Origin of the sequence: Hymenobacter sp. DG25A, from assembly GCF_001280305.1 — a bacterium.
Taxonomy (GTDB): Bacteria; Bacteroidota; Bacteroidia; order Cytophagales; family Hymenobacteraceae; genus Hymenobacter.
Genome location: NZ_CP012623.1, coordinates 412083 through 438737, shown reverse-complemented (window position 1 = coordinate 438737; position 26655 = coordinate 412083). Strand labels below are relative to the sequence as shown.

The following is a 26655-nucleotide window of genomic DNA, read 5'->3' as shown; positions in this document are numbered from 1 at the left end:
TGGTTTGGCTTCCAAGCATATTGCCTTTGCCGGTAACTTATAGCGTTATTCAATGGAGCTTTCCACTTACCAGAAATGGGCAGCCATGTTTTTATTAAGCTCCTCAGGCCTTTGTATGGCAAACTGCCGGCCGGGTCGGACGCTTTTCCTGCCAGCCTCCGGTTATCCTGCCGCGCCAGCTGTGGGCCATAGTGCACCGCTCCAAAAAGTCATAGACAGGACACCAGCTCTTGGCGGTTTCTTCATACCGGAATCTGCACAAAGAGAACAGACGTACGCACAGAGGGTACTAAGCAAGCGGATGCCAGGCACTCAGCATGTATTGGGCAAAGGTATTTTCAGGAATATTCAGAAGCCCTCTAACATTGCCGGACGGCTTACTGCTTTGCCTCGTGGATTTTTCGTGAAACTCGCATCCAATACAGTAAGTGCCCAAAGACCAGCTTCAGCAGGTGCAACTATACTCAGCGTGCTTTATGGGTTGGCATGCTTATTTGTGGCAGCTGTGTTTTACGGTGCTGGGTCTCATCCTTTTTCCTATCAGTCTAGTTTGGGGTATTCTAGCTTTCCTGATTGTACTGGCAGCCTTAATTCCGCCTGGGCCAGGTAATTGTCAGGCTGATTTCAGACCGTTGATGAATTGACCTATAGCAATCTGAAAGCAGGCTGCTGCAGACTTAGTGCTTACTCACCCTGCCAAACTGGCCGACGGAACTTTCCGGCGCGCTCCTTGTTTGAACCGCAATCTGCTACCTTGCAGACCCAAGCCCCGTAAGAGGCATTTTCAACGTCATCACATCAAACCCCTTTTATCATGGGACATAAAGCCATCGAGATTACCGATGCCAACTTCGACCAGATCATCAACTCCGACAAACCCGTGCTCGTGGATTTCTGGGCCGAGTGGTGTGGCCCGTGCCGCATGGTGGGTCCGGTAGTAGAAGAGCTGGCTGGAGAGTACGAAGGCAAAGCCGTTATCGGCAAAGTAGACGTAGACGCTAACCCGCAGACCTCGGCTAAATTTGGTATCCGCAGCATTCCGACGCTGCTGGTGTTCAAAAACGGCCAGGTGGTAGATAAGCAAGTAGGTGCTGTACCAAAGCACGTATTGGCTCAGAAGCTGGATGCCCAGGTAACGGCGTAAGCTGCTTCTTTCCCGCTTACACCAACAGAAAGCCCTGCTCCGGATAACGGAGCAGGGCTTTCTGTTGGTAGTTAGTACGTATAACCGTTAGTAATGCTGGCCTGGGAAACCCGCCTGCGCCTCCGTAGGCAGAATGCGGGGTGGGCGGGTGCCACCAAAAAGGTTGAAGTTGGGCGCAAAGGAAATAGGCACTGTGTAGGTGACGGCCGTGGGCACGTTGTACTCGCGGCCGGGCCGGAACTGTGGCAGGCTGGCCACTACGCGCCGGGCCTCGTTATCGGCTTCGGGAGCCAGGCCGCGCACCACGCGCACCTGCCCTACATGCCCTTCCTCATCTACAGTATAAGAAACGTAGACCTTTCCGGAAATGCCTTTGCGGCGGGTATCGCGGGGGTAGTTGGTGTTGCGGGCCAGGAAGTCCAGCAGGGCGGTTTCGCCACCGGGGAACTCGGGTTTTTGATGGCGCTGCAGCTTGCCCACATAAGGGGAGCCATCCGGGTTAAAGAAGATGAGGGCGGGCCCCTTGGCCCGGTTCAGCAGCTCAATGGAGCTTAGCTGCCCAGTGTTATAGTAATAGCGCCATTCGCCCACCGGCCGGCCGTAGAGGTAGCGACCCTCGGAGCGTTTCTGCCCGTTCCGGTGAACGGTTACCCAGCGGCCTACGCGCTGGCCTTCCTCGTACTGGCCCCGCTCACTTACTTTACCATTGTCATACCAGGCTACATACACGCCTTCGGGCTCATCATCATGGAAGTGCACTTGGCTGGCCTTGGAGCCATTGGGATGATACCAGGTGAACACGCCATTACGCAGAGGTGGCTCGGTGCTGAGAAAGGTACCGCGCAGGAACAGTACGCCATTCATGGCATATTCCCGCATGGCATAGCCTGCATCAGTCTTTCGTTCAATAATGCGGTAGTGGGTGGCGCTATCGGGAATAGTTTCCTCGTCGTGGTCATTGAGATAAACGGCCGGCATACTCTGGCTGTAACCCCATTGCGGCAGCAGCCAGATGATTAAGACCGTAATTAAAACTCTCATGGCCGCCCAACTAAGTACGTAACCCTTAAATATACAAAATTGTATTAAACACAGCTTATAGATATATACTGATACCACGAAAATAAGTTATCCGCCCTGCCAGAATGCCCGGCAGGGCGGATAAGCACTTTTATTCTTTCACAAAGCGGAACTGTTCTAGTCCGTTGGCACTAGTAATTTGCACTAAGTATATACCGCGCTGTAAGCTGGCAACCGACACGGGCACGGCAGTAGTAGTATTGGTTTCAGTAGCAGCCATCTTCTCGGCACAAATACGGCCGGCGGCATCCAGAATGCGAATGGCCGTGCGCGGCTGCCCTGCCCGGAAGCTAACCGTCAGCTGATCAGTAGCGGGTACCGGCCAGGCAGTTAGCTGCACATTCCGACCGCCGCCATTTACCGTCACTACCGGGAAGTAATAAACAGAGCCATCATTATCTACCTGCTCCAAGCGGTAGTAGCGCGTGGTTTCCGCTCCCAGAAATGCGGTTTTGTCAATATGAGCATAGTTGCTGATTGAAGTGGCGGCGCCCCGTGCCTGGTAGGTGCCAATGCTTTTGAAGGTGCGGCCATCGGTGGACACCTGCACTTCAAATTGTTTGCAGTCGCGCTCCTGCGCGGTTTGCCACGTTAATTGCACATTCTGGTTAGGCAGCAGCTTAGCCTTAAAGCTGATTAGCTCAATAGGCAAAGGATTGCGCACTACGCCACTACCAAGCGTAATTGGCGTAAAACTAGCCGTAACGGGCAGCACTAAACCGGAGTTGAGGTAGCGCTCCACGGTATTGGGCAAGCCCTCCTGGCCGTAGCTCTGCCAGAAGGAGCCGTCGAACCCGGCAACGCGCAGCTCCTTTTGGGCTTCAGGTGACTCAGCAATACCGCTGTAGGGCACTGTGTAGTAAAGCCGCACAAACGCGTTGGCGGTGCCCGATACCCGGCGCAGGTTCCAGTATTGCTGGGAACTTACTAGCACCAGTCCTGAATTGGCGGCAAAAGACGTAGGCGATGGGGCCGAAGCTCTATGCGTATCCATCTCAAATACGGTTGGCGTGGCGTTTTCCGGCCGTACACCTGCCAACTGCAGGCCGCCTCCGTCGCCCACAGGGAAGGTATAATACTGGTTATCCAGGTTCGTAGCGCGTTGCAGGGGGCCGCTCACATAGCTCTGGTCGCTGGCACCGGACCAGGTGCCGGTAGCCTGCAGGCGCAGCGTAGCATTACTAATACCCGTGCGCAACAAGCCCTGCTGGAGTTTCAGTGTACCGCTGATATAAGTGGTTTGTGACAGCGTGACGTTGCCGTTGGCGTTATTAATGACCAAGCCACCATTTGTATTTAGGGTGCCGGGCAATCCATCACCGGTGACCATGTCACCGAGGGCACCGGCATAGGTGTATATGCCGCCGGGTGAAAAGGTACGGGTACCACGGGTACGAATAGCGCCGTTCTGGCCCGTTACCCGAATTCCTTCGCCGTGACCTATGATCAGGCCGGCGCCACTCTGGAGAGTGAAGTTTGACCGGCCGGCATTATCGTTGCGTAGCTCGGCCCGTCCCATATTCAGCGTGGTGCCTGATACCACTGTTACATGCACGCGGTTGAGCAACATGCCGCCATTACTGGCATTACTGAAGTTTTGCTGGCGTCCACCATCAAAGTACAGTTGTGCGTTGATAGCACCGTTTCCGTTAGAACCCGTTTCTGAAATCTGAGTACTGGCCCCTAAGGACAAGTCGCCGTGCAGGTGCAGTTCGCCTCTGATGGGCGTGTTGCCAATAGTGGTTACCAGCAGGTTAGCTTGTCCTTCTAAGGCGGTGTTGCCCTCAATGGTCAACACGCAACTGGGTACGGCTGACGTATTGTGCATGGTAAAGGTGCTGTTGTTCAGGAGAAAGTTACCCAGCACTTTTACCTTTTGCACCGCAGTACCCGACTGGGAAATAAATACCTGCCCACCGCTTTGCTCGTAGCTACCCACCTGAAACTCTACGTTATTACCAGCCAGTGTATTGAGCAAGTCCAGCTTACCAGCACCTGTGCTGATAACGTTAAGCTTACCAGCAATCCGCATCAGGCCCGATTCGTTTAGGGTACATACCCGGCCTACCCCATAGGTGGCCGTATTCCAGGTCACGTTGCCAAAGGTTTGCCCGTTATTCCCAAATGAAACCGCATCTGTCATACCCAGAATTTCCAGGGTAGAGGCTGGGTCCCAGTTGGCAGTAGGCACGTCGCCGCCGTTACTCTTGTGCTGGTAGTGGCCGGTGACTCCTACCGCCATAGTGGCGTTAGCACCCAATGCAAGAGGAGTAACATCGGAGGCATCTACGTAAATACCGTTCAACTGCAAATCCGGATTGGCGGCGGTGTTGGCAATAGTTAAGGTATTGGCTGTGGTACCAACTTTCGTGCGTCGGAGTGTGCCACCATTCTCCACCAGAATGTTTCTTAAAGTGGCATTGCGGCGGATGTTCAACAAGCCGTTTGCTTTCACGGTTACGGCCGTAGCCCGACTGCCGGGGGCTTCCATGGAAAGTTCTCCCCCATCGTTGATAGTAATGGGGCCCGTGAGGTCGGCAGCGTTGGCCGTAATGCCGGTTACTTTTATAACACCGCCCGTACCGGCACTTAGCGTGCCTAACGAATTCTTCACGGTTACGCGTAGCGTTCCATTGTTGCGTACCTGTACCTCATTCAGCACGGCAGTCAGGCTATTCACCTGCACTTCGGTATTTGCCCCATCTATTTCCAGTAGCTGCGCCCCAAACTTTGCGCCCAGAGCTAGGGTACCAGATACATTGTTTTCCCGAATCAGTATCACTCTGGCGTATAGGCCATTATCATCAACGGTTACTACCCGGGGATGACGGACGTAAAACGTTTTGGTCACATCCAGGGCGGCAGCATTGTTTACCCAGGTGGTACCATTGTACACCTGCCAGCCGCTGGTTAAGCTAAATTCTGTGTTACTGTTAATAGTGCGGTAGTCGCCAATGTTTTGGGCGGAGGCAGCGGTATGCCCCAGAAGGATCAAAACCAACACCACCAGCCAACGACCCAACATAGAAGTAGAAGTAGCATTCATGGAAATAGTGAATAAGGATGAGAAAACTCCAACATCGCCTACTTCAATAGCAGACGAAACAACCTTATTCCCTTAAATCAATTAAAGCTGGGATAAAGGCTATTTGATGTAATAATATGTATATTTTTTCTCCATCAAAATAAAAATAAGTAAATTCTTTAAGATTATTATTACATTTATATGATTCCGAAAAAGTACAATCAATTGGAAAGGGAGTTGGGCAAATAGAAAAAGCCTGATATGACGCCGTAGCGCCATATCAGGCTTTAGTAAAATGGTTTGCAGGGGGTTACACCAACTGGATAGGCCGGTTCAGGGTTTCTTCCAGGGAGATGAGCGTTTCGGTCCGTTCAATGCCATCAATCAACTGAATCTTATCGTGCAGAACTTCGCGCAGGTGGTTGGTGTCGCGGCAGATGATGCGGGCAAACAAGCTGTAGTTACCGGTGGTGTAGTAGATGCTCAGGATTTCGGGAATGGCTTTCAGCTGCTCGGCTACACTGTTGTACACGGAGCTTTTGTTGAGATAGATGCCCAGGAAGGCATTGATATCATAGCCGAGCTGGGCATAGTCAATGTTCAGGGTGGCCCCTTTCACTATGCCCAATTCCTCCATACGGGACATGCGCACGTGCACGGTGCCGCCTGATACATGCACCTTCCGGGCAATTTCAGTGTATGGCATCTTCGCATCGTCAATAAGCAGAGCCAGAATCTTTCGATCTGTCTCATCAAGTTCATAATTACGCGCCATTTTTGAAATGTATGATTGAGGAATTTTTAACAAATTAACTGTTTATATAAAAACAGTGTAAATTTTAATCAGTTTACCTGCAATAATTTTATTATTAAGGACAAGTCCCTACATTTGTCATAATCAAACGCAAGCGGCGCTGATCATATTGTAGGATGATGGAATTGGCAGACATACCCTCCTCTCTCGGGGGTGGAGATTCGGGAAAAACTGGTCCGGCGGCCGGCTAACTACTCCGTGGAGGTTCGAGCCCTCCTTCTACAGCAACATCTTTTGGGTGGATTATGTGTGGGGTTAACATTGGAACGTATCTGGGTGGGTGCGTTCTTTTCTAGAGGGCTGCATCTGGGTGGGTGCAGCCTTTCTTTTTGTATGCCTGCCAAAGGCACCTGCTGAAAAATGCTGCAAAGGTCCCCTTTTTCTGCTACAAAAGCCACCCGCATTAGAAAAAAGCCCCGCAAGCATCAGAGTAGCTGGCGGGGCTTTTGGTTGCATGATGCTGGCAGCACTATTCTTTATAAATCAGAATCTGGCTTTTTCCATCGGCTTTAATAAAGCCCCGGTACATGCCTTCTGAGTTAAAGGGCATAGCCACATTGCCTTGGCGGTCCAAGGCTATCAGGCCACCATCACCACCCATCTTGCCTACTTTATCAATGGTAGCCTGTGCGGCCTGGGCCAGGGGCTTCTGCTGATATTCTACCCGGGCGGCCACGTCCCGGGCTACCGTGGCCCGGATAAAGTACTCGCCCCAGCCCGTGCACGACACGGCGCAGGAGTTATTATCGGCGTATGTGCCGGCGCCAATAATGGGCGCATCGCCCACGCGGCCGTAGCGCTTGTTGGTCATGCCGCCGGTGCTGGTGGCGGCGGCCAGGTTGCCAAACTGATCCAGCGCCACGGCGCCCACGGTGCCGTATTTTTTGCCTTCGGTGAAGATATTGTTCTCCGGCAGGCTGCCCTGGGCTTTACCGGCCTTCATTTTCATCTTGACTTTCTTGGGTGCCTCCGCTGCTTTGGAAGGCGCATTCAGTTGGTCGGGCGTGCCGGCGGCTTTTTCCTCCTGCAGGGCTTTTTGTAGCTGCTGATACCGGGCTTCGGTATAGAAATACTGGGCCGGCACTATTTCCAGGCCTTTTTCCTTGGCAAAGGTTTCAGCGCCGGGCCCTACCATCATTACGTGCTCCGACTTTTCCATCACGGCCCGGGCCGCGGTAATAGGGTTACGAATAACCGTGACGCCCGCCACAGAACCCGCTTTCAGCGTTTGGCCCTCCATAATGGCGGCGTCCATCTCATTGCGGCCCTCATGCGTGAATACAGCGCCTTTGCCAGCATTAAATAAGGGGGAGTCCTCCATTACGCGCACGGTGGCTTCTACCGCATCCAGGGAAGTACCACCCTTTTTCAGAATAGCATAGCCAGTATGCAACGCCTGGTCCAGTACCTGCTGGTAGGCCTTTTCCTTTTCGGGCGTCATCAGGGCCTTGGTAATGGTGCCGGCGCCGCCGTGGATAACCAGCGTAATCCGACTGGGGTCGGGCGCGGCGGTTTGCGCCTGACCAGTGGCCGGACTCAGCAGCAACACAGTGCTCAGCAAAAACAATAGCTTTTTCATGCAGACAAGGGAAGCAGGTGAGATGGAAAAACTGCAAAAACTAACTTATCGGGCCGCTACCGGCTGCGCCTGCTGCCGATACTGGGCCAGCCCGGCATCCAGAAACTTAACAAAGTTGGTGACGCTGGCCTCGTAGGCTACGGGCGTTACCAGGGGCTTGTCGGCAGGGTCGTTGGGGTTCAGGAGCACATAGTAGGGCTGGGCATTTACGCCGTACTTGGTTACCTGCAAATCGGCGTTCTGCTTGCCCAGCGTGGATTTTACTTTGCCATCACGCTTGGAGGTATACCACTCGTTTTGCGGCAGCTCGGTTTTATCATCCACATACAGGGCCACTACCACAAAGTCTTCCTGCAGGCGGCGCAGCACCTGCGGGTCGCTCCAGACGCTGGCTTCCATCTTGCGGCAGTTCACGCAGGCGTGGCCGGTGAAATCAATGAAGATGGGCTTGTTCTGGGCGCGGGCGCAACGCTTGGCCTGCTCCAGATCGAAATAGCCCTGCAGGCCGTGTGGCAGCTCCAGAAAATCGGCATGGCGCGGGACCTCACACAGGGTGTTGCGGGTGGCGCTGATGGGAGCCACCACGGCGGAGGCCAGGGAAAAGTCACGGCTGGTCTGGGGCGGCAGGTAGCCGGCCAGCAGAGGCAGCGGCGCCCCGAACAGACCCGGAACCAGGTACACCATAAAGCTGAAGGAGAGCACTGCCATCAGCAGGCGGCCAACGCTCAAATGGGTCAGGTCGCTGTCGTGGGAGAGCTTGTACTTACCCAGCAGGTACGTGCCCAGCAGGGCAGAAAGCACTATCCAGAGCACCAGGTACAGGTCGCGGGAGAGCAGGTTCCAGTGGTAGGCCAGATCGGCCATGCTTAGGAATTTCAGGGCCAGCATCAGCTCCACAAAGCCCAGCACCACTTTCACGGTGTTCAGCCAACCACCGGAGCGGGGCAGGCTTTTCAGCCAGGAAGGGAAAATAGCAAACAGCGTGAAGGGCAGCGCAAACGCCAGCGAGAAGCCCAGCATGCCAATAACGGGCAGAATGGTTTGCCCGCGAGCCGCCAGGCCCAGAATGGTAGCCACAATGGGGCCGGTGCAGGAAAAGGACACCAGCACCAGCGTAAAGGCCATAAAGAATACGCCCAGCCAGCCGCCCTTATCGGCTTGGGCATCGGCTTTATTCACCAGGTTATGGGGCAGCGTGATTTCAAACAAACCCAGAAACGAGAGGCCAAACACCACAAACACGGCGAAGAACAGCAGGTTAGGCAGCCAGTGTGTGGCCATGAAGTTAGGGCCATCCTCGCCCAGCAGCCGGGCCACAATCACCCCCAGAATGGTGTAGATAACAATGATAGACAGGCCGTAGACCAGCGCCTTCAGAATGCCCTGCGCCCGGGTGTCGCTGCCGCCCGTGAAGTACGATACCGTCATGGGAATCATGGGGAACACGCACGGCGTGAGCAGGGCCGCCAGGCCGGAGAAGAAAGCCAGCAGCGCAAAGCTGAACAGGCCCCCTGACTCAGCCGTTTCGGCCGGAGCGGCGGCTACCGTGGCGGTGGTGCCGCCTGCCGTTACTGCCGCCGACGCTTGCCGGGCACTGGTATCCGGCGATGCCGGGGTGGCAGCAGCCGTAGCTGCGGAGATGGTGTCAGGGGCAGTGGTTGGCGCAACGGCTGCCGCAGGTGTCGCCGTGGCCGGAGGCGTTGTGGCGGGTACCCCAACGGCTTTGTTAACGGTGGCTGTCGGCGTGGCCGCGGTTGGTGTGGCGGCAGCGGTGCCGCTTACTTCAATGGGACCAAAGCTGAGAGTTTCCTCCCCGGGCACGCAACGGCCATCCACATCGGTGCAGGTCTGGTATTCCACGTCGGCTTTGATGGTGAGCGGGCCCGGCTGCAGTACCCGGATGCGCTGCCGGATCTGCCCGGTTTTCTCGAAGTAGGAAATGTCGCCTTTAAAGACATCATCAAACTTCTTTTTGGCGCCAACGGACTTTGGCTTGCCTACCAGCGCGTACGCCGGGCTTTTGGCAAACGTGAAGGCGAATACCGTGGGGCCCAGGTCGGGGTCGAAGTCGGTGGCGTAGAGGTGCCACGTATCCTGCATGCGGGCATTCACAATCAGGTCCAGCTCCTCCCCCACTTTGGCGGCGGGCTGACTGAGGGTGGTGGAGAGCTTGGTAGGCGTGAGCACCTGGGCTACCGCACTCTGGACCAGTAAGGCCAGGAGCAGCAGCGGCAGAAGCAGTTTTCGGGAAGCAACAGACATAGGAAAATCAAGTCAGGATAGTAGCGGAACAGCGGCTCAGCACCAAACAAAGAACGGGAGGAAGTAGCACAAATATCTTAACACAACACACAAACTGCCGAAGAGATGCCGGCAGGAAGGCGCCCGGCCAGCACGTACAATATCCTGCCGGTAAGGGAAAAGCCAACCGCTTGCCCGGATTCTCGTACTTTTGCACTACTTAGGAGTAACGGGCCGCGTGAGCCCCACTCCGCAACTATGGTTTTACAGATACTGCTTACCCTTCTGCTTGTATTGCTGAATGGTTTTTTCGTGGCCGCCGAGTTTGCTTTGGTGAAAGTCCGGGCCTCGCAAATTGACCTGCGCGCCCAGACTGGCGACAACCTGGCGCGCATCACCCAGGGTATTCTGCAAAACCTCAACGCTTACCTCTCAGCTTGTCAGCTGGGTATCACGCTGGCCTCGCTGTTGCTGGGTTGGATTGGGGAAAGCGTAGCCGAGAAAGTAGTAACCGGTGCCCTCACGGCCGTAAATATCAGCATCTCCCCGGAGTGGCTGCACCGGGTTTCGCTGGCACTGTCTTTCGCTTTCATTACCACGCTGCACATTGTAATTGGTGAGCAGGCGCCCAAAGTAATGGCCCTGCAGCGCTCCGAAACAGTGAGCATGGTGGTGGCCTGGCCCCTCAAGATTTTCTATTTTGTATTCCGGCCTTTCATCTGGCTGCTCGACCGCCTCAGCAACCTCACGCTGGGCTTGTTTGGGGTGAAAGCCCTGCACGGCGAGGCCGCCCACACCACCGAGGAAATCCGCATTCTGCTGGACCAAAGCAAGCAAAGCGGCGAAATTCAGGACTCTGAGCACGAGCTCATTGAAAATGTCTTTGAGTTCAACGACCGGATGGTGAAGCAGATCATGGTGCCCCGCACCAAGATTGTGGCCATCGATGTGAACTCGCCGGAGGATAAAATCTTTGAACTGGTACAGAACGAAGGCTATTCGCGGGTGCCGGTCTACGAAGGCTCCATTGATAATATTGTGGGCATTCTGTATGTGAAAGACCTGCTCAATATTGTTCGCCTTAAGGAGCACATTGAGCTTTCGCGCATTATGCGGCCGGCCTACTTTGTGCCCGAAACAAAGAAAATCAACCGGCTGCTGCGCCAGTTCCAGCGCAAGCACATGCATATTGCCATTGTCTCGGATGAGTTTGGCGGCGTTTCCGGCATTGTCACCATCGAGGACATTATGGAAGAGCTGGTAGGCGAAATCCAGGATGAGTATGATAATGAGGTGCCCGTGGTAGAAAAGGTTTCCGAGACGGAATACCGGGTGCATACCTCCACCGCCATTCCCGACGCCAACGAATTCCTCCCCTACCCCCTGCCCGAAGGCGAAGACTACGAAACCGTAGGCGGCTTGCTGAACATGATTTACGGCAACATCCCGGAAGTAGGCGACGTGGCCGTGCTCGACCCCTACGAGTTCCGGGTGCTGCAGCGCTCCAAGCGCTCCGTGGAGCTGGTGCAGCTGCGCGTAACCCCCAGCCAGGAGCAAACCATTACTTTTAACGAGGAGAATCTACCTGCCTTGTAAGGCATTTACTTTACTTGTGAAGCACAAAAAAAGCCCTCCTTAGAGGGCTTTTTTTTAGGGCAAGCCTGAATAAACGAAGTGCTATTCCGATTTATTGGAGGCTATAAGCACACGGACCAACGCCAAGGCTACACCAATACCGATAATGATCCAGACGGTTTTGCTGGACTTGGTTTTGCGACGCTTAACCGGTTGCGCCGCCTTGGCGCTTTCCTTTTTCACTACCGCATCCACCGCTTCCGGAGCCGTACTTTCCTCCATCTGCATGGGTACAGAAGCAGGCTGTCCTGCCCGGGTGCCGGCTAATGCACTGGCTGCGTTTTGGGCTGGAGTTATAACCCGGATTGGCGCAGCTACGGCAGAACCCGCCTGCGCAGTAATTGCATCAGTTGCTATAACCGGTGCCGCCGCTGATTCAGTTATAGGCGTGTAGGCTGGTGAATTAGAACGAAACGCATATTCTGCGCGGTTACAGCTTCCCAGCAATAAAGTGGCAGCCAGAGTGGCTGTTAGAAAGGAGTAATTTTTCTTCATACAGAAATAGGAAAGAGAAGGATAATAGTGCCCGCTGGCTTTATACGCCCAGCAAAAGCGGCACAAATTAAGGAAACTTCTATCCTGCCGAAGAATTATTTCTAGGCCTGCTCTTTCGAAAACCAACCCGCATACATCACATAATTATCCGCCGTGCGCAGCATGTTAGCGCGCTGCTCTTCCGTGACGGGCTTGATTTTGCGGGCTGGTATGCCCGCATATAGGTAGCCCGGCTCACACTGAGTGTTTTCCAGCACCACGGCTCCGGCCGCAATAATGCAGCCCTGCCCTACCAAGGCATGGTCCATCACAATGGCGCCCATGCCAATCAGCACATCATCTTCCACGGTGCAGCCATGCACAATGGCTTTGTGGCCAATGCTTACGCGGGCCCCCACGGTGGTAGCCGCCTTCTGATAAGTGCAGTGCAGCACGGCCCCATCCTGAATATTGGTTTTATCCCCGATGCGGATCTGGTTGACGTCGCCGCGGATAACGGCGTTAAACCACACGGTGCATTCGGCGCCCAGCGTTACGTCGCCTACAATGGTGGCATTGTCGGCCACAAAGCAATTGGGGCCCAGTTGAGGCGAAATGCCCCGTACGGGCAGGATGAGAGCAGGCATTGGATTCAGGTTTAAGATTGGTTAACTTATTAACAAGGTATGAGACAACACCTTATCCGTCTGACCTACTGATGGGGTTGCGGTAGAAGACGGCGGCAACGGCAACCCTGTTATCTTTTATCAGCGGAGCTATGAATGAGCAACAAAACATCCAGGCAGTGCAGGAGGGCTATTCTCTCTTTAACAAAGGGGATATCCCAAACTTGCTGAGACTCTTTACGGACGACATCGAAATTATTATTCCGGGCACTCCCGATGTTATTCCCTATGCCGGCGTTTATCGCGGGCAGGAGCAGGTTACTACGTTTTTCACCAAACTGCACCAGGCCGTTCAGTACGAGCGGTTTGAGGCGCAGGAGTTGATAGCCCAGGGCAATAAAGTAGTGGCTCTTGGCTACTCCAAAGGACAGATACGATCCAACGGGCAGATTATTGAGGAAGAATGGGCCCACGTATTCGAGCTACAGGGTGAAAAAGTAAGCCGGCTCCAGGTATTTACCGATACTGCAGCCGTGGTGCAGGCTTTTCAGACCAATAAGAAAATGGCGTTCTAGCCGGTAGTATCCCAAAGCGTAAGAATCCCCCAGGTGACTTCAGGCGGCTGTCCAATGCCGGGAGCCGCCCGGGGGATTTTAACGGGCCAGCATCCGCTTCCAGGTACCTTTTTCCCAGTTGTATTTGAGGGTGCTGGGCAGCGCCTGCCAGAAGTACTTACTGGTTTCCACGGCAAAGCTGGGCTGCATGTAGCAGTTAATGGTGCAGCCCTCGCACTGCGGCAGGCGGCCCTCCAGCGCGGCCAGCCCCTGCACCTCCGGCGACTGATACAGGGAGAAAAGCTGCCCGTTAATGGGAAATTTCTGCTCGCCCAGGTGGTAGCAGGGCAGCACCAGCTCATTGCTGGGTGAGATAACCAGCGTAGTGCTGGCGGCGCGGCATACGGGCGTGGCTACGTGGTTGCCGCCGTCGCGGCGCAGCGCAATAAAGGCCTCGTTCAGATACACGCCTTTGCGCTTGCCAAAAGCGGAGAGGTAATCCAGCTCGGCGGGGGTCAGTTGCTCGCCGGTTTCTACTGTGTTGTACTCAAAGGCGGGGTTCAGTATCAGCACCAGCTTATTGGGCTGGGCAATGTCGCGGTACACGGCTTCCAGCTGATCCAGGTTTTCCCGAAACACGGTGAACAGGATATCCGGCCGCTCGCCCAGCTCCAGCGCCAGCTTAATGCTTTCCAGCACAAAATCGTAGCAGGCTACGCCCCGGCCGAGGTCGTGCACTTCCTTTTCAGATGAATCCAGGGAGAAATGCAGCATGTCTACTTTCCCGCGCAGCCGCTCGGCGTACTTGGGGTACAGCAGGCAGTTGGTGGTAAGCGTGGTGATAAAGCCCATATCATGCGCCAGGCCCACAAACTCGTGTATCTGGCGGTGCAGAAGCGGCTCTCCCCCGGTAAAATCAACCACCGAAACGCCCAGCTTCTTTAAATCACGCAGGTTCTGCTCTACATCCGCCAGCTGAATATAGGGTGAAGGCTTCTCCCAGATATCACAGAAAGAACAGCGCGCATTGCACCGATACGTGACGTAGTAATTGCACAAAACCGGATGTCGAACAAGACGCATAGGCAGTAAAGGTAAGTACTGGCAAAGTTACCGCTGGCTTAATGCGGCAGCTCGCCCCAAGCTCGGTCCCATTTAGCCGGCGTAGCGGCTATGGCCTCCGCGGTGGCCGGCCCAAAGTGCTCCAGATAATAGTTGCAGAAGCCTTTCAATGGGCATTTAGCACAGTCCGGGCGGGTAAAGAAGCATATACGCTGCCCATGCCAGTAATTGTGCTTATGAAAATTGAGGAGCACCACCGGGTCTTTGGGCAATTGATCTAACAGCAGCTTGTGCGCCTTTTCCACCGATGCCTTGGGGCCAATCATGCCCACGCGCTGGGCTACGCGGTGCACGTGCGTATCCACGGGCAGCACGGGCTTCTGAAAGTTAAACAGCAGCACCAGGGAAGCCGTTTTCCAGCCGATGCCCGGCATGGCGGTCAGCCACTCCATACCTTTCTCCACCGGCCAGTCGGCCAGGAAATCCAACGTGAAATCTCCCTGCTCCGCCTGGATGCGGCGCAGAATTTCCTGAATGCGCGGGGCCTGCGTATCGGGCCAGCGGGTGGTCCGGATGGCGTGGGCCAGCTCCGCGGTGGGGGCCGCCAGCACGCCGGCCCAGTCGCCGAAGGCTTCCAGCATCCGGTCGTAGGCCAACTCTTCATCGGCGTGGGTGGTGCGGTGCGACAGCACGGTGCTGATCAGCTCCCGCATGGGCGTGCGGCGGGGCACGGTGGAGAGCGGGCCATAAAAGGCATCCAGCACCAAATGGTCCTGCCAGGTTTTCTGCTCGGGTGGAGAGGTATAAGTTACCGCGGTAGTGGAGGTAGGCATGTGCCCTTGTACCTGCCCCAACCGGCCGGGGTTGCGCCGGGGGCGGTCTGCTTATGCCGGGCGCAAAAAAATCCGGCGGCACCTGAGAACAGGTGCCGCCGGACGGGAGAGAATACTAGCGGAAAAAGAAGGCTTAAATGTCGCCGCGCTCCGCTGCTTTCTTCAGTTTGTCGTTGGCGAAGATGGCAATTTCCACGCGGCGGTTAGCCCGACGACCTGCGTCGGTGGAGTTGTCAGCCACGGGCTGGCGCGAGCCGTAGCCGTTTACCTGGAAGCGCGAGGCATCTACCCCTTGCTGCTGCGTGTAGTTAGCCACTGCCTGGGCCCGGCGTACCGACAGCGGGTTGTTGATGGCATCGTTACCGGAAGTATCGGTGTGGCCGTCTACAATTACGTTGGTGTCGCCGTACTTAATGAGGGTTTTAGCCAGCTCATCAATGTTGGTTTGAGCCGTGGAGGTGAGGGCCGAGGAGTTCTTAGCAAACAGAATACCGGAGTCGAAGGTAATTTTGATGCCTTCACCCACCCGCTCTACTTTGGCACCAGCCATTTCGCGGCGCAGCTCTTCCGCCTGCTTATCCATGCGGCGGCCGATGAGAGCACCCGCCGAGCCACCTACTACGGCACCCAGAATGGCGCCTTTAGCCGTGCCTTTTTTACCACCAATTACGCGGCCCAAAACGGCACCGCCGGCAGCACCACCTAGGCCACCAAAAATGGCGCCTTTAGCCGTTCTGCTCATCGGCTTCTTGGTGGTAGTGGTTTGTGCTTGCGTCAGGGTGCTGCTCAGGAGCATCACCAGAGCCATCAGAATGGCGAAAGGAGAACGAAGATTTTTCATGAGTTGTACTTGTTGTGTCCTGGAAAAAAGTAGCCGGTGTGCTTGTTATCGAAAGCAACCAGAGAGCTTATGTTCGCCCGGGCTACTGGTCGGTTGTCTGGCATTTTGCAACCACCTTGCCAAAAATCCAAATACAGGATCAGCCGGCAATAGAAAGGTGGCTTACAGGCCGTAAATCAGGATTTTATCTTCAGAAGAATCTTTCAAATACTGTTTACCAACCCAGCATACAAGAAAAAGGCTGCCCACGTGGGCAGCCTTTTTCTTGTATGCATTGCTGCAAGCGGGCAGCTTAGAGACGGCCTTCTTCGGCCGCTTTCTTCATCTTCTCGTTGGCGAAGATGGCAATTTCTACGCGGCGGTTAGCCTGCTTGCCTTCTACCGTGGTATTATCAGCTACTGGCTGCGTCGAGCCATAGCCTTTAGAAGTAACACGGGCAGCATCTATACCCTGCGCGATGGTGTAGTTAGCAACTGCCTGGGCACGACGCTCGGAGAGCGGCTGGTTGATGGCATCGGAACCGCTGTTGTCGGTGTGGCCTTCTACAATTACGTTAGTGTCAGGATACTTCTTCAGCGTGGCGGCCATTTTCTGGATTTCCGTCATGGAAGCAGCGCGCAGGTCCGACTTGTTAGTGTCGAACAGAATACCGGAGTCGAAGGTGATTTTGATGCCTTCGCCTACCCGCTCTACTTTAGCGTTCTGCATATCACGCTGCAGCTCTTCGGCCTGCTTGTCCATTTTGCGGCCAATGATAGCACCTGTGGCACCACCTACGGTAGCACCAATAATGGCACCGGCGGCCGTACCACTTTTGCCACCAATTACGCGGCCCAGTACAGCACCAGCAGCGGCACCGGCACCAGCGCCAATCAGGCCGCCTTTAGCCGTTTTGCTCATGCCGGTTTTGCGGGCTCCCGCGCCATTGTCGCTGGGCAGGCTGCCGTCGCTGGCTGGCTTGCTTGAAGCACAAGAGGCCAGGAACATCATGAAGGCAAGAAAAAGGGAGAGAATCGATTTGGGAGAATTCATCGGAATGAAACTTGGTGAAAGGAAAAAGGAATCGGGAAAAAGAAAACTTGGGAGTTGGTGGTGCTTACTGATTTCAGCTGAAAAATGTTTGGCAAATATAGAGCCAGACCTATGCTAGGGAGAAAGTAAGTGGCTTTATTTCGCCCCCTGAACGTGAAAATCCCCCGCCCCGGTATACACCGCAGCGGGGGATTTCAGCTTTTTCAGGTCTTTCCAGGGTCGGTTACAGCCGTGAAATATTGGCAGGCACCTCAACCTCAGCGGCTTCTGCTTTGGGCTGCAGCATGCGCAGTAAATCAGACAGGCGCTGCTTTAAATCTTTGCGGTCCACGATAAAATCGAGGAAACCGTGCTCCAGTACAAACTCCGCGCTCTGGAAATCCTTGGGCAGGTCTTTGCCAATGGTTTCCTTGATAACGCGCGGGCCGGCAAAACCAATCAGGGCGCCGGGCTCCGAGATGTTGAAGTCGCCGAGCATGGCGTAGGAAGCCGTAACACCGCCCGTGGTGGGGTCCGTGAGCATGGATATATACGGAATACCCGCTTCCGAGAGCAGGGCGAGCTTGGCCGAAGTCTTGGCCATCTGCATCAGCGAGTAGCCCGCTTCCATCATGCGCGCGCCCCCGGATTTGCTGATCATCAGAAACGGAATGCGGTTCTGGCGGGCATAATCAATGGCGCGGGCAATTTTCTCACCTACCACCGAGCCCATGGAGCCGCCAATGAATTTGAAATCCATGCAGGCAACTACCAGCTCTACACCGTTCATTTTGCCGTGGGCGCTGCGCACGGCATCTTTCAGGCCGGTAGCGCGCTGGGTAGCGGCCACCCGTTGCGGGTACGCCTTGGTATCCACAAACTTCAGCGGGTCGGCGGAGGACAGGTTGGCATCGAGCTCGGTGAACTGGTTGTCATCGAAAAGAATTTCGAAGTATTCGGCCGAGTCAATCCGGTCGTGGTAGTTGCACTTGGCGCAGGTATACAGCAGGCGCTTGTGCTCCACCATAGGAGCTACGGTTTTGCACTCGGAGCACTTATACCACAGGCCATCCGGCGTTTCCTTTTTCTGTTCTGTGGGAGTGACGATGCCTTTTTCGACGCGCTTAAACCAAGACATGATATACTGTGAGAAGTGAATGGCTGACGAATGCAGACTGCTTTGCCAACGCAGAGCGGCTGCCGGGCAGCAAAGGTAACATCGAATTTAGGCAAAAGCAGGAACAAGTATTCTACTGCCGGCCCTCTTTCTTATTGGCGCGGAGTTTTACGCCAGGGTAATGGAGCTATCCAGATACACGTCCTGAATGGCGTTCAGCAAGTCTACCCCCTCGGCAAAGGGCCGCTGAAAGGCTTTCCGGCCCGAAATGAGACCCTGACCGCCGGCCCGCTTGTTGATAACGGCCGTGCGCAGGGCCTCGTCACGGTCGGTGGCGCCTTTGCTTTCGCCGCCGGAGTTAATCAGCCCAATGCGGCCCATGTAGCAGTTGGCCACCTGGTAGCGCGTGAGGTCAATGGGGTTATCGGAGGCCAGCTTATCGTACATGGCCGGGTGGGTTTTGCCGAATTTCAGGGCAGCGAAGCCACCGTTGTTTTCGGGCAGCTTTTGCTTGATGATATCGGCCCCGATGGTAACGCCCAAGTGGTTGGCCTGCCCGGTGAGGTCGGCGGAGACGTGGTAGTCTTTGTCGGCGGTTTTGAAGGCGTTGTTGCGCGTGTAGCACCACAGCACGGTGGCCATGCCCAGCTCGTGCGCCCGCTCAAACGCCTGCGACACCTCCTGAATCTGCCGGTTCGATTCCTCGGAGCCAAAGTAAACAGTAGCCCCCACGGCCGCCGCGCCCAGGTTCCAGGCTTCCTCCACGGAGCCAAACAGAATCTGGTCGTACTTATTGGGATAGGTCAGCAGCTCGTTGTGGTTGATTTTGACGAGGAACGGAATGCGGTGGGCATACTTGCGGGCCACCGTGCCAAACGTACCAAAAGTGGTGGCTACGGCATTGCAGCCACCTTCCAGCGCCAGCTTAATAATGTTTTCGGGGTCGAAGTACATGGGGTTGGGCCCGAAGGAAGCGCCGGCCGTGTGCTCAATGCCCTGATCAACGGGCAGAATGCTCAGGTAGCCGGTGCCGGCCAGACGGCCGTGGCCATAGAGCTGGCCCAGGCTGCGCAGCACCTGGGGCGGGCGGCTGGAGGGCACAAAGCAGCGGTCCATAAAATCGGGGCCGGGCACGTGCAGCTGCTCTTTGCTGATGGTAGTGCACTGATGCTGAAGCAGGGCATCCATTTCGGCAGTCTGGGGAAGAACGGTGGCCATTTGCAAGGAATTTGGGTGGAACAAAACCAGGAAGGCAGGAAAACAAATATAGACCGAAAACGGGTTGGTGCTACCCGGTAGTTTGCACCGTGCGGCCCGAAGTAGCTACCTTGGCCGGGGTATGCGGCCCAGGGGCCGTCTGCGCGTTTTCGTTGTGTTTACCCATGTTCCGGTTGTGAAAAAATCCTCTCTCCTGCTGCTGGCGGCTTCTCTGGCTACCACTTCCCTGCTGCCCGGCTGCGTAGCCTCCAAAAAATACGACGACCTGCGCGCCCGCCAGGCCGCCACCGAGCAAGCCAAAACCGAAGCGGAGCGCCAGCAGCGGCAGGCCGTAACCGAGCTGAAGAAAGCTACCGACGACCTGACCGAAATGCGCCTGCAGAACCGCCGCCTCGCCGACGACTCGGCCCAGACCGGCAACGCCCTGCGCCGCACCCGCTCCCTCTACACCCAGCTTACCGATAGCTACGATAAGCTCCTGAAGAACTCGGACCGGGCCATGGCCGATAAATCCGCCGACTACAACAAAGTAGCCCGCGACCTGGCCCGCCGCGAGGCCGAGCTGGGCGAGCTGGAAACCTCGCTCAACAAAAGCAAAACGGCCATAGATAAGCTGAACGCCGACCTGAAAGTGCGCGAAGCCCGCATGGCCGAGCTGGAAAAAGCCCTGGCCGAGAAGGACAAAGCCGTCAACGACCTCAAAGCCAGTGTAAGCAACGCCCTGCGCGGCTTCCAGGGCACCGATCTGCAGGTGAAGATGAAGGACGGCAAAGTGTACGTTTCCCTCTCCGAGCAGCTGCTGTTCAAATCCGGCTCCACCAAAGTAGACCCCAAGGGTCAGGAAGCCCTCAAACAGCTGGCGGCCGTGCTCAAAACTCAGCCCGATGTGAACGTGGTAGTAGAAGGCCACACTGATAATGTGCCCATTCTGCGCGGCACCGCCGGCATGCAGGACAACTGGGACCTGAGCACCCTGCGCGCCACCGAAATTGCCCGCCTGCTCACCAGCGGCGGCATTCAGCCGGAGCGCGTTACGGCCTCCGGCCGCGCGCAGTACGTGCCCGTAGCCCCCAACGACAACGCCGCCAACAAAGCCCTGAACCGCCGCACGGAAATCATCCTCACCCCCAAGCTCAACGAGCTACTCAAGATTCTGGACTCCAACTCCACCAGCGGTAAGTAAACAGCATCTGTTCTAAAGCAAAAAGAGCCGGCCCTATTGTAGTGCCGGCTCTTTTTGCTTTAGACTTAAACATTAATGTCATGCAGAGCACAGCGAAGCATCTCGCGTGCTGACTCTGTTGGGAAAGGCCGTCATAAAAGAACGTGTCATGCTGAGCGCAGTCGAAGCATCTCGCTAGTGTGGCAAACCCAACGAAGCAGTAGAGATGCTTCGACTGCGCTCGGCATGACCGTTAATATCGGCTATCTGCATGCCGGGCACTATGGAACGGCTGCTTCTACTTTACTAATCCCTGCAGAACCGGCAAGGCAGCACTGGCCCACCAGGCCATATGCTTTCCCGAGTAATGGAGACCGTCCATCGTAAACTGGGAGGCGTCGCCAGCCGCGTTTCGGGTAAGGCCGGTGATATCCAGAAAGGCGACGCCGGCCCGCTGGCATTCCTGTTTGGCAGCGTCATTAAACTGGTCTATTTCCCCGGTAATTTTAGTCTGGTCGCGGCCCCGGGCGTAGGGGGAGGCGCCCCAATCGGGGATAGACAGCACGAATACCCGGCCGGGCCGCCCACCCGCCAGCTCAATGGCAGTGTGGAGCAGCTCCCGAAACTCGGTCTGATAAGAAGCCAGCGGCAGGCCCCGGTACTGATTATTCACGCCGATAAGCAATGAAACCAGTTCGTAGTTTTTCGGTGGGTTAGCAGCCCGAATAGCGGCCTGCAGCTCGCCCGTGGTCCAGCCGGTGCGGGCAATGATATCGGGGGTTTGCAGGTTGAGGCCCTGCGTCTGGGCCATGCGCGCCAGCTGCACGCTCCACCGGTCGGTGGCCGGCACGCCCTCCCCAATGGTATAGGAATCGCCTAAAGACAGAAAGCTGATAGCCGGGCCGGCAGGCGGCGGAATGGGCGTGGTGCTCGGCCCGCTGGTGGGTGCGGGCTCTACGGTAGGCTTGGCACAACCAAAGCCCAATATCATCAGGATCAACAGTAGAATACGCATGCAGAGCAGTCAGTGAGGGGAGAGTTCCTGCATGTACGCCATGCCAGAGGTTTCAGATTGATACCGGCTTATTCAGGCTATTGTTCCGGGTTACTTCGCCGGCTCCACCACACACTCCGGCCTGCTGGTGCTCCCCGTTTAGCTTCCCTCCTATTGGGTAGTATTTGCCGGAGAATCAGCCTCATCCCAACCTTTATTTACTTCGGTATGCATGCCACCAGTAGCCGGACAAGGGCCCTTCCGCTACGGTTACCCGCTGGCCTGGAGCCGGCAGTAGCAATGGCACTTCCGGTCCGGCCGCTGCTACCAGCCGGTCAGCGGGCTCGTGCCAGCTATGGAAGGCCAGGTTGAATGTGGCCCAGTGCAATGGCAGCAGTGCCCCGCCACCTAATGCCCGGTGGGCCACCAGGGCATGGTCGGGACCCATATGGATATCGGCCCACATTTCATCATACGCCCCAATTTCCAGCATCACCACATCAAAAGGTCCATAGGCGGCGCCGATTTCGCGGAAGCCGGCCTCGTAGGGGCCGGAGTCGCCGCCGAAGAAGGCGCGGTGCAGCGGGCCAAGAATGCACCAGGAAGCCCATAGGGTATCGTCCCGGGTGAGGGTGCGGCCCGAAAAGTGGCGGGCGGGTGTGGCGGCCAGCGTATGGGTGTCGTCCACTTTCACTTCCTGCCACCAGTCCAGCTCAGTTATCTGTTCCGGCTTAATTCCCCAGCGACGCAGGTGGCCGCCCACGCCCAGCGGGCAGTAAAACGGCACCCCGGTACGGCCCAGCGCCCGAATGGCGTCTTTGTCGAGGTGGTCGTAATGGTCGTGGGAAAGCAGGACGCCATCCAGCGCAGGCAGCTCGGCCAGGGACAGCGGCGGGGCAAAAAACCGCCTTGGGCCCATTAAAGTGGAGGGAGATGCCCGCTGCCGCCAGACCGGGTCCGTTAAAAAGCGCTTGCCATCCAGCTCAATCAGCGTAGACGAATGCCCGAACCAGGTGACCCGCAGCGCATCGGCCGGTACGGGCTCCGAGAGGGCAGCGGCATCCGCTGCAAAAGGCCCCAGCGGGATTTGCGGCTCCCGCTCCTCCTTGCCCGTGAGCCAGCGCCGCGCCATGCGCCCATACTCCCCCGACATGCCAGTGGGAATGGTATTCAGGTATTTTTTGCCGTTGAATTGGGAAGGCGTTTTCATAGGAAGGAGCACGTGCCGGTTGGGCGCGTTTGGAGGATGACGAGTGAGCGTGCTTAATTACTTTACCGGCAGCCTTTAAAAAAGAAACCGCCCGACCAAATGGCCGGGCGGTTTTAGACATGGCAACGGTTATTTTACCCAATAGCCTGCTTCAGATCCTCAATCAAATCTTCCACGTCTTCAATCCCCACACTCAGGCGAATCAGTGAGTCAGACAGGCCGGATTTGCGGCGCTCTTCGGCGGGAATGCTGGCGTGCGTCATGGAGGCGGGGTGGCCGCTCAGGCTTTCTACGCCGCCGAGGCTTTCGGCCAGCGAGAACAGCTCAAATTTCTCCAGCACCGCTACGGCATCTTCCATCCGGTCGCCCTTCAACACAAACGACATCATACCGCCGAAACCACGCATTTGCCGGGCAGCTACGGCGTGGTTGGGATGCTCGGGGAAACCGGGCCAGAACACCTTTTCTACTTTGGGGTGGCTCTGGAGGTACTCCGCTACGGCGCGGCCGTTTTCGCAGTGGCGCTGCATGCGAATGTGCAGGGTTTTGAGGCCGCGCAGCACCAGGAAGCAGTCCTGGGGGCCAGGCGTGCCGCCGCAGGCATTCTGCAGGAAGCGCAGCCGCTCGTGCAGCTCGTCGTCCTTCACAATCACAGCACCCATTACCACGTCGGAGTGGCCGCCCATGTACTTAGTGAGGGAGTGCATCACCATATCCGCCCCCAGATCCAGCGGAGTTTGCAGGTAGGGGGTGGAGAAGGTATTGTCTACCACCAGCAGCGCACCGGCTTTCTTGGCTACGGCAGCGGCGGCTTCAATATCAATAACGTTGAGCAGCGGATTGGTAGGCGTTTCTACCCAGATGAGCTTGGTGTTGGCGGTTACCTTTGCCTCCACGGCCGTCATATCGTGCATGGGCACGAAGTGAAATTTGATGCCGTAGGCCGCATACACTTTGGTAAAGAGGCGATAGGTGCCGCCATACAGGTCGTTGGTGGAAATCACCTCGTCGCCGGGCTGCAGCAGCTTAATGATGCAGTCGATGGCGGCCATGCCTGAGGCGTAGGCCAGACCATGCTTGCCGTTTTCCAGCGCCGCCAGCGCATCCTGCAGCTGGGTGCGGGTGGGGTTGTGGGTGCGGGAGTATTCATAGCCTTTGTGGTCGCCGGGGGAGCGTTGCACGTAGGTCGAGGTCTGGTAGATGGGCGTCATGATAGCCCCGGTTTCGGGGTCAGGGTGCACGCCGGCATGGATGGCTTTGGTTCCGAATTTCATAGGTCGGGGCTTGGGATTGGGGCGGCAAGTTAGCCAAGATGTAGCGTACGCCGTAGCTTGCATTGCGGGGCGGCATCACAAAACAACCGGCCCGCTGCCTATTCTGCCTATGGCTTTCCTCAAAGAGCTTTTTCAAAAAAACGCCTCCACCCTGCTGTCCATGCTCTTGCTGGTGGCCATGCCGGTGGTAGGCAGCTCCTCGCTCACGTATTTCCTGTACCGCAACCAGGAGCTGCTCCAGAACCTGAGCCTGGGTGGTGCGGTGTTTTATTTTGTGGTTATTGCCTTCACCATGGCTTTTGCCCTCACGCCCACCACATTTGTGGCCATCGTCACGGGTTTTTATCTGGGCTGGATTGGCCTGCCCGGCATGGTGCTGGCCTACGCGCTGGCTGCCTTCATTGGCTACCATATTGCGGCTTCGCTGGACCACGGCCGCATGCTGCAGTTTCTGCACCACTTTCCCAAAGCCGATGCCGTGATGCAGGAGTTGCGCCACGAAAGCTGGCAGCTGATTGTGCTCACCCGCATTTCCCCGGTGCTGCCCTTTGCTCTCATGACGTTTGTACTGGCCGTGATGCGTGTAAACCGCCGGAAGTTTCTGCTGGCCTCGGTGGTGGGCATGCTGCCGCGCAGCCTGTTCTTCTACTGGTTGGGCACCCAAGCCCAGGATGCGCTGGCCCTGCTCAGCAACCCCGATACCGGCACGGGCGGCAAAGTTCTGGTGCTGGTGCTCATTGTTGTGTCGTTATTCGGGTTGTATTACTTATTTAACCGGGCCCTGAAGCGTGCCTTAGGCAAAAATGCCGCGACGCCGCAAAAAAATTAAAACTGACTTTCAGCTTCTTGCGCCCGTCAATCCATTTTTTCGGCAGAAAATCAGCCCACCGGCTTGCCAGACAAAAAATTTAGCTGTTATCTTTGTGCTCCTCAAAAGGGAAATGGTTGTGTAGCTCAATTGGATAGAGCATCTGACTACGAATCAGAAGGTTTAAGGTTCGACTCCTTACACGACCACAAAAGCCCCTCAGCGCCATGCTGAGGGGCTTTTTCTTTTTCCTCCGGGCTGTGCGCTGCCTCTGGGCGGCCATTATTGCAGCAGCAAATTCCCGGGGCAGCATCAACCCGCTCGCTTACAACGCGTACCTTTGCAGCCGTTTGCCGGGAGCGGCCAACGTTTTGCCTAGTTTTCTTGTTACGAGAGCAACCTTTTCGCGAATCTTTTGCTACGTATGAATACCATTTCCACCGATATCTGCATCATTGGGGCTGGCCCGGTGGGCCTGTTTGCCGTATTTGAGGCCGGACTTTTGAAATTGCGCTGCCACGTGGTAGATGCCCTGCCGCAGGTAGGCGGGCAGCTCTCGGAGATATACCCCAAGAAACCTATCTACGATATTCCGGGCTTCCCCAGCATTCTGGCCGGCGACCTGGTGCGCAACCTGATGCAGCAGATTGAGCCCTTCCACCCCACCTTCACGCTGGGTGAGCGGGTAGAGCGTTTTGCCAAGCTCGAGGACGGCTCTTTTCAGCTCTTCACCACCGACGGCACCGAAATCCTCTGCAAGACCATTGCCATTGCGGGCGGCCTGGGCTCTTTTGAGCCGCGCAAGCCGGCTATTGATGAGCTGGAGAAATTTGAAGGCGGCCGCGGCGTGCACTACATGGTGCGCGACCCGGAGTACTTCCGCAACCAGCGCCTGGTTATTGCCGGCGGCGGCGACTCCGCCCTTGACTGGACCATTTTCCTGGCCGATTTGGCCAAAGAAGTAACCTTGGTGCACCGCGGCACCACCTTCCGCGGCGCCGCCGACTCGGCGGAGAAAGTGCAGAAGCTGCACGAGGCCGGCAAAGTACGCCTGGTGCTGAGCAGCAACGTCACCCACGTGCACGGCAACGGTAAGCTGGAGGCCGTCACCATCACCGCCAACAACGGCGAAACAGAATCTGTACCGCTTGACCACTTTATCCCCCTGTTTGGCCTCACGCCCAAGCTGGGGCCCATTGGCGAGTGGGGCCTGGAGCTGGAAGATGATGCCGTGAAGGTGAATACCCTGGACTACTCCACTTCCCTGCCCGGCGTATTCGCCATCGGCGATATCAACACCTACCCCGGCAAGCTGAAGCTCATTCTGTGTGGCTTCCACGAGGCGGCCCTGATGGCGCAGGGGGCTTTCAAGTACATCAACCCGGATAAGAAATACGTCCTGAAGTACACCACCGTAAACGGGGTGCCCACTCTCTAGCAGCGTTATCCTTTTCGGATATTATGAATGGAGAAGAGGTGGGTTTGCCTGCCTCTTCTTTTCTTTGCACCCCGGCCCGGAAATCTGGCGCCCTTGTTTTGATAGTTTTACTGACGCTGAGATATGAGCCTGGACGTTACTGAAGTTCGAGTATATGTAGAGGAAGAGCCGGGCCACCGGCGCGAGATTGTAGGCCCCACCGATATGGGCCTGAGCTTAATGGAGCTGCTGAAGGCTGATGGCTACGACATTCAGGCTACCTGCGGCGGCATGGCGCTGTGCGGCACCTGCCACGTAGAAGTGCTGGCCGGCCCCGAGCTGCCTGAGCCCAGCGACGATGAGCTGGCTATGCTGGAAAGCCTGCCCGTAATGACGCAGGGCAGCCGCCTCTCCTGCCAGATTCGCATCAACGCCCGCCTGGATGGGCTGGTGGTGCGCCTCATGCCGCAGGGCACCTAAGCTGCTCAACCACATCAGCCATAAAAAAAGGCGCTACCGAAATCCGGTAGCGCCT

23 protein-coding genes and 1 tRNA gene are annotated in these 26655 nt (G+C 56.3%); 8 read left to right on the top strand and 16 right to left on the bottom strand.

Annotation, left to right across the window (positions count from 1 at the left end; translation table 11 throughout):
- Nucleotides 1-814: 814 nt before the first annotated feature.
- Complete coding sequence (gene trxA / locus AM218_RS01890; protein ID WP_044515051.1) at nt 815-1144, top strand: thioredoxin; 330 nt, start codon at nt 815-817, stop codon at nt 1142-1144.
- 87 nt (nt 1145-1231) lie between these two features.
- On the opposite strand, the gene AM218_RS01885 is transcribed toward trxA, so the two are convergent.
- The 5 genes from AM218_RS01885 to AM218_RS01865 all read right to left on the bottom strand — a co-directional run bounded on the left by AM218_RS01885 (nt 1232) and on the right by AM218_RS01865 (nt 9904).
- A complete protein-coding gene (locus AM218_RS01885; protein ID WP_082318023.1) occupies nt 1232-2185 on the bottom strand; it encodes an energy transducer TonB in 954 nt (317 codons plus the stop codon).
- Between the two features lie 130 nt (nt 2186-2315).
- A complete protein-coding gene (locus AM218_RS01880; protein WP_082318022.1) occupies nt 2316-5270 on the bottom strand; it encodes a T9SS type A sorting domain-containing protein in 2955 nt (984 codons plus the stop codon).
- Between the two features lie 289 nt (nt 5271-5559).
- A complete protein-coding gene (locus tag AM218_RS01875) occupies nt 5560-6024 on the bottom strand; it encodes an Lrp/AsnC ligand binding domain-containing protein (protein WP_044515053.1) in 465 nt (154 codons plus the stop codon).
- 508 nt (nt 6025-6532) lie between these two features.
- Nucleotides 6533-7642 carry an isoaspartyl peptidase/L-asparaginase family protein gene (locus tag AM218_RS01870; RefSeq protein ID WP_054411321.1) on the bottom strand — a complete coding sequence of 370 codons (1110 nt, stop codon included), beginning with the start codon at nt 7640-7642 and terminating at the stop codon, nt 6533-6535.
- A 45-nt stretch (nt 7643-7687) separates the two neighbouring features.
- Entirely contained in the window at nt 7688-9904 is a 2217-nt protein-coding gene (locus AM218_RS01865) for a protein-disulfide reductase DsbD family protein (protein ID WP_054411319.1), read from the bottom strand.
- 237 nt (nt 9905-10141) lie between these two features.
- Here AM218_RS01865 and AM218_RS01860 point away from each other — a divergent pair, with 237 nt between their 5' ends.
- Nucleotides 10142-11479: a hemolysin family protein gene (locus tag AM218_RS01860; protein WP_054411317.1), complete on the top strand. Its 1338-nt coding sequence runs from the start codon at nt 10142-10144 to the stop codon at nt 11477-11479.
- A gap of 81 nt (nt 11480-11560) precedes the next feature.
- Here AM218_RS01860 and AM218_RS16650 read toward each other — a convergent pair whose 3' ends face one another.
- Nucleotides 11561-12013 carry a hypothetical protein gene (locus tag AM218_RS16650; RefSeq protein WP_157547473.1) on the bottom strand — a complete coding sequence of 151 codons (453 nt, stop codon included), beginning with the start codon at nt 12011-12013 and terminating at the stop codon, nt 11561-11563.
- Nucleotides 12014-12114: 101 nt separating this feature from the next.
- Complete coding sequence (locus AM218_RS01850) at nt 12115-12639, bottom strand: gamma carbonic anhydrase family protein (protein WP_054411313.1); 525 nt, start codon at nt 12637-12639, stop codon at nt 12115-12117.
- Nucleotides 12640-12770: 131 nt separating this feature from the next.
- Here AM218_RS01850 and AM218_RS01845 point away from each other — a divergent pair, with 131 nt between their 5' ends.
- The gene (locus AM218_RS01845; RefSeq protein WP_054411311.1) at nt 12771-13193 is read left to right on the top strand and encodes a nuclear transport factor 2 family protein; all 423 of its coding nucleotides are present in this window, start codon (nt 12771-12773) and stop codon (nt 13191-13193) included.
- Between the two features lie 78 nt (nt 13194-13271).
- Here the strand turns inward: AM218_RS01845 and AM218_RS01840 are convergent, their stop codons facing one another.
- From AM218_RS01840 to AM218_RS01815, 6 genes are all read right to left on the bottom strand, one after another.
- Entirely contained in the window at nt 13272-14255 is a 984-nt protein-coding gene (locus AM218_RS01840; RefSeq protein WP_054411308.1) for a radical SAM protein, read from the bottom strand.
- A gap of 38 nt (nt 14256-14293) precedes the next feature.
- Nucleotides 14294-15067 (bottom strand): endonuclease III domain-containing protein, encoded by a 774-nt coding sequence (locus AM218_RS01835; RefSeq protein ID WP_054411305.1) that lies wholly within the window; start codon nt 15065-15067, stop codon nt 14294-14296.
- Nucleotides 15068-15200: 133 nt separating this feature from the next.
- A complete protein-coding gene (locus tag AM218_RS01830) occupies nt 15201-15908 on the bottom strand; it encodes a YiaD family glycine zipper/OmpA-like lipoprotein (RefSeq protein WP_054411303.1) in 708 nt (235 codons plus the stop codon).
- A 292-nt stretch (nt 15909-16200) separates the two neighbouring features.
- Nucleotides 16201-16941 carry a YiaD family glycine zipper/OmpA-like lipoprotein gene (locus tag AM218_RS01825; RefSeq protein ID WP_231717521.1) on the bottom strand — a complete coding sequence of 247 codons (741 nt, stop codon included), beginning with the start codon at nt 16939-16941 and terminating at the stop codon, nt 16201-16203.
- A gap of 223 nt (nt 16942-17164) precedes the next feature.
- Nucleotides 17165-18058, bottom strand: coding sequence for an acetyl-CoA carboxylase, carboxyltransferase subunit beta (gene accD / locus AM218_RS01820; protein ID WP_054411301.1), 894 nt, complete (start codon nt 18056-18058; stop codon nt 17165-17167).
- A gap of 147 nt (nt 18059-18205) precedes the next feature.
- On the bottom strand, nt 18206-19255 hold the full coding sequence (locus AM218_RS01815) for a class I fructose-bisphosphate aldolase (RefSeq protein ID WP_054411299.1): 1050 nt from the start codon (nt 19253-19255) through the stop codon (nt 18206-18208).
- A gap of 175 nt (nt 19256-19430) precedes the next feature.
- On the opposite strand from AM218_RS01815, the gene AM218_RS01810 reads away from it, so the two are divergent.
- Complete coding sequence (locus tag AM218_RS01810; protein WP_054411297.1) at nt 19431-20438, top strand: OmpA/MotB family protein; 1008 nt, start codon at nt 19431-19433, stop codon at nt 20436-20438.
- Nucleotides 20439-20715: 277 nt separating this feature from the next.
- Here the strand turns inward: AM218_RS01810 and AM218_RS01805 are convergent, their stop codons facing one another.
- From AM218_RS01805 to AM218_RS01795, 3 genes are all read right to left on the bottom strand, one after another.
- The gene (locus AM218_RS01805; protein ID WP_071843663.1) at nt 20716-21432 is read right to left on the bottom strand and encodes an SGNH/GDSL hydrolase family protein; all 717 of its coding nucleotides are present in this window, start codon (nt 21430-21432) and stop codon (nt 20716-20718) included.
- Between the two features lie 193 nt (nt 21433-21625).
- The gene (locus tag AM218_RS01800; protein WP_071843662.1) at nt 21626-22621 is read right to left on the bottom strand and encodes an MBL fold metallo-hydrolase; all 996 of its coding nucleotides are present in this window, start codon (nt 22619-22621) and stop codon (nt 21626-21628) included.
- A gap of 134 nt (nt 22622-22755) precedes the next feature.
- Nucleotides 22756-23895, bottom strand: a complete 1140-nt coding sequence (locus tag AM218_RS01795) for a cystathionine gamma-synthase (RefSeq protein ID WP_054411295.1) — start codon at nt 23893-23895, stop codon at nt 22756-22758.
- Between the two features lie 109 nt (nt 23896-24004).
- Between AM218_RS01795 and AM218_RS01790 the strand changes: the two genes are divergently transcribed.
- From AM218_RS01790 to AM218_RS01775, 4 genes are all read left to right on the top strand, one after another.
- On the top strand, nt 24005-24724 hold the full coding sequence (locus tag AM218_RS01790; protein WP_157547472.1) for a TVP38/TMEM64 family protein: 720 nt from the start codon (nt 24005-24007) through the stop codon (nt 24722-24724).
- A 114-nt stretch (nt 24725-24838) separates the two neighbouring features.
- Nucleotides 24839-24912, top strand: a tRNA-Arg gene (locus AM218_RS01785).
- 215 nt (nt 24913-25127) lie between these two features.
- Nucleotides 25128-26141 carry an NAD(P)/FAD-dependent oxidoreductase gene (locus AM218_RS01780; RefSeq protein WP_054411292.1) on the top strand — a complete coding sequence of 338 codons (1014 nt, stop codon included), beginning with the start codon at nt 25128-25130 and terminating at the stop codon, nt 26139-26141.
- A 123-nt stretch (nt 26142-26264) separates the two neighbouring features.
- Complete coding sequence (locus AM218_RS01775) at nt 26265-26600, top strand: 2Fe-2S iron-sulfur cluster-binding protein (protein WP_054411290.1); 336 nt, start codon at nt 26265-26267, stop codon at nt 26598-26600.
- The last annotated feature ends 55 nt before the right edge of the window (nt 26601-26655 follow it).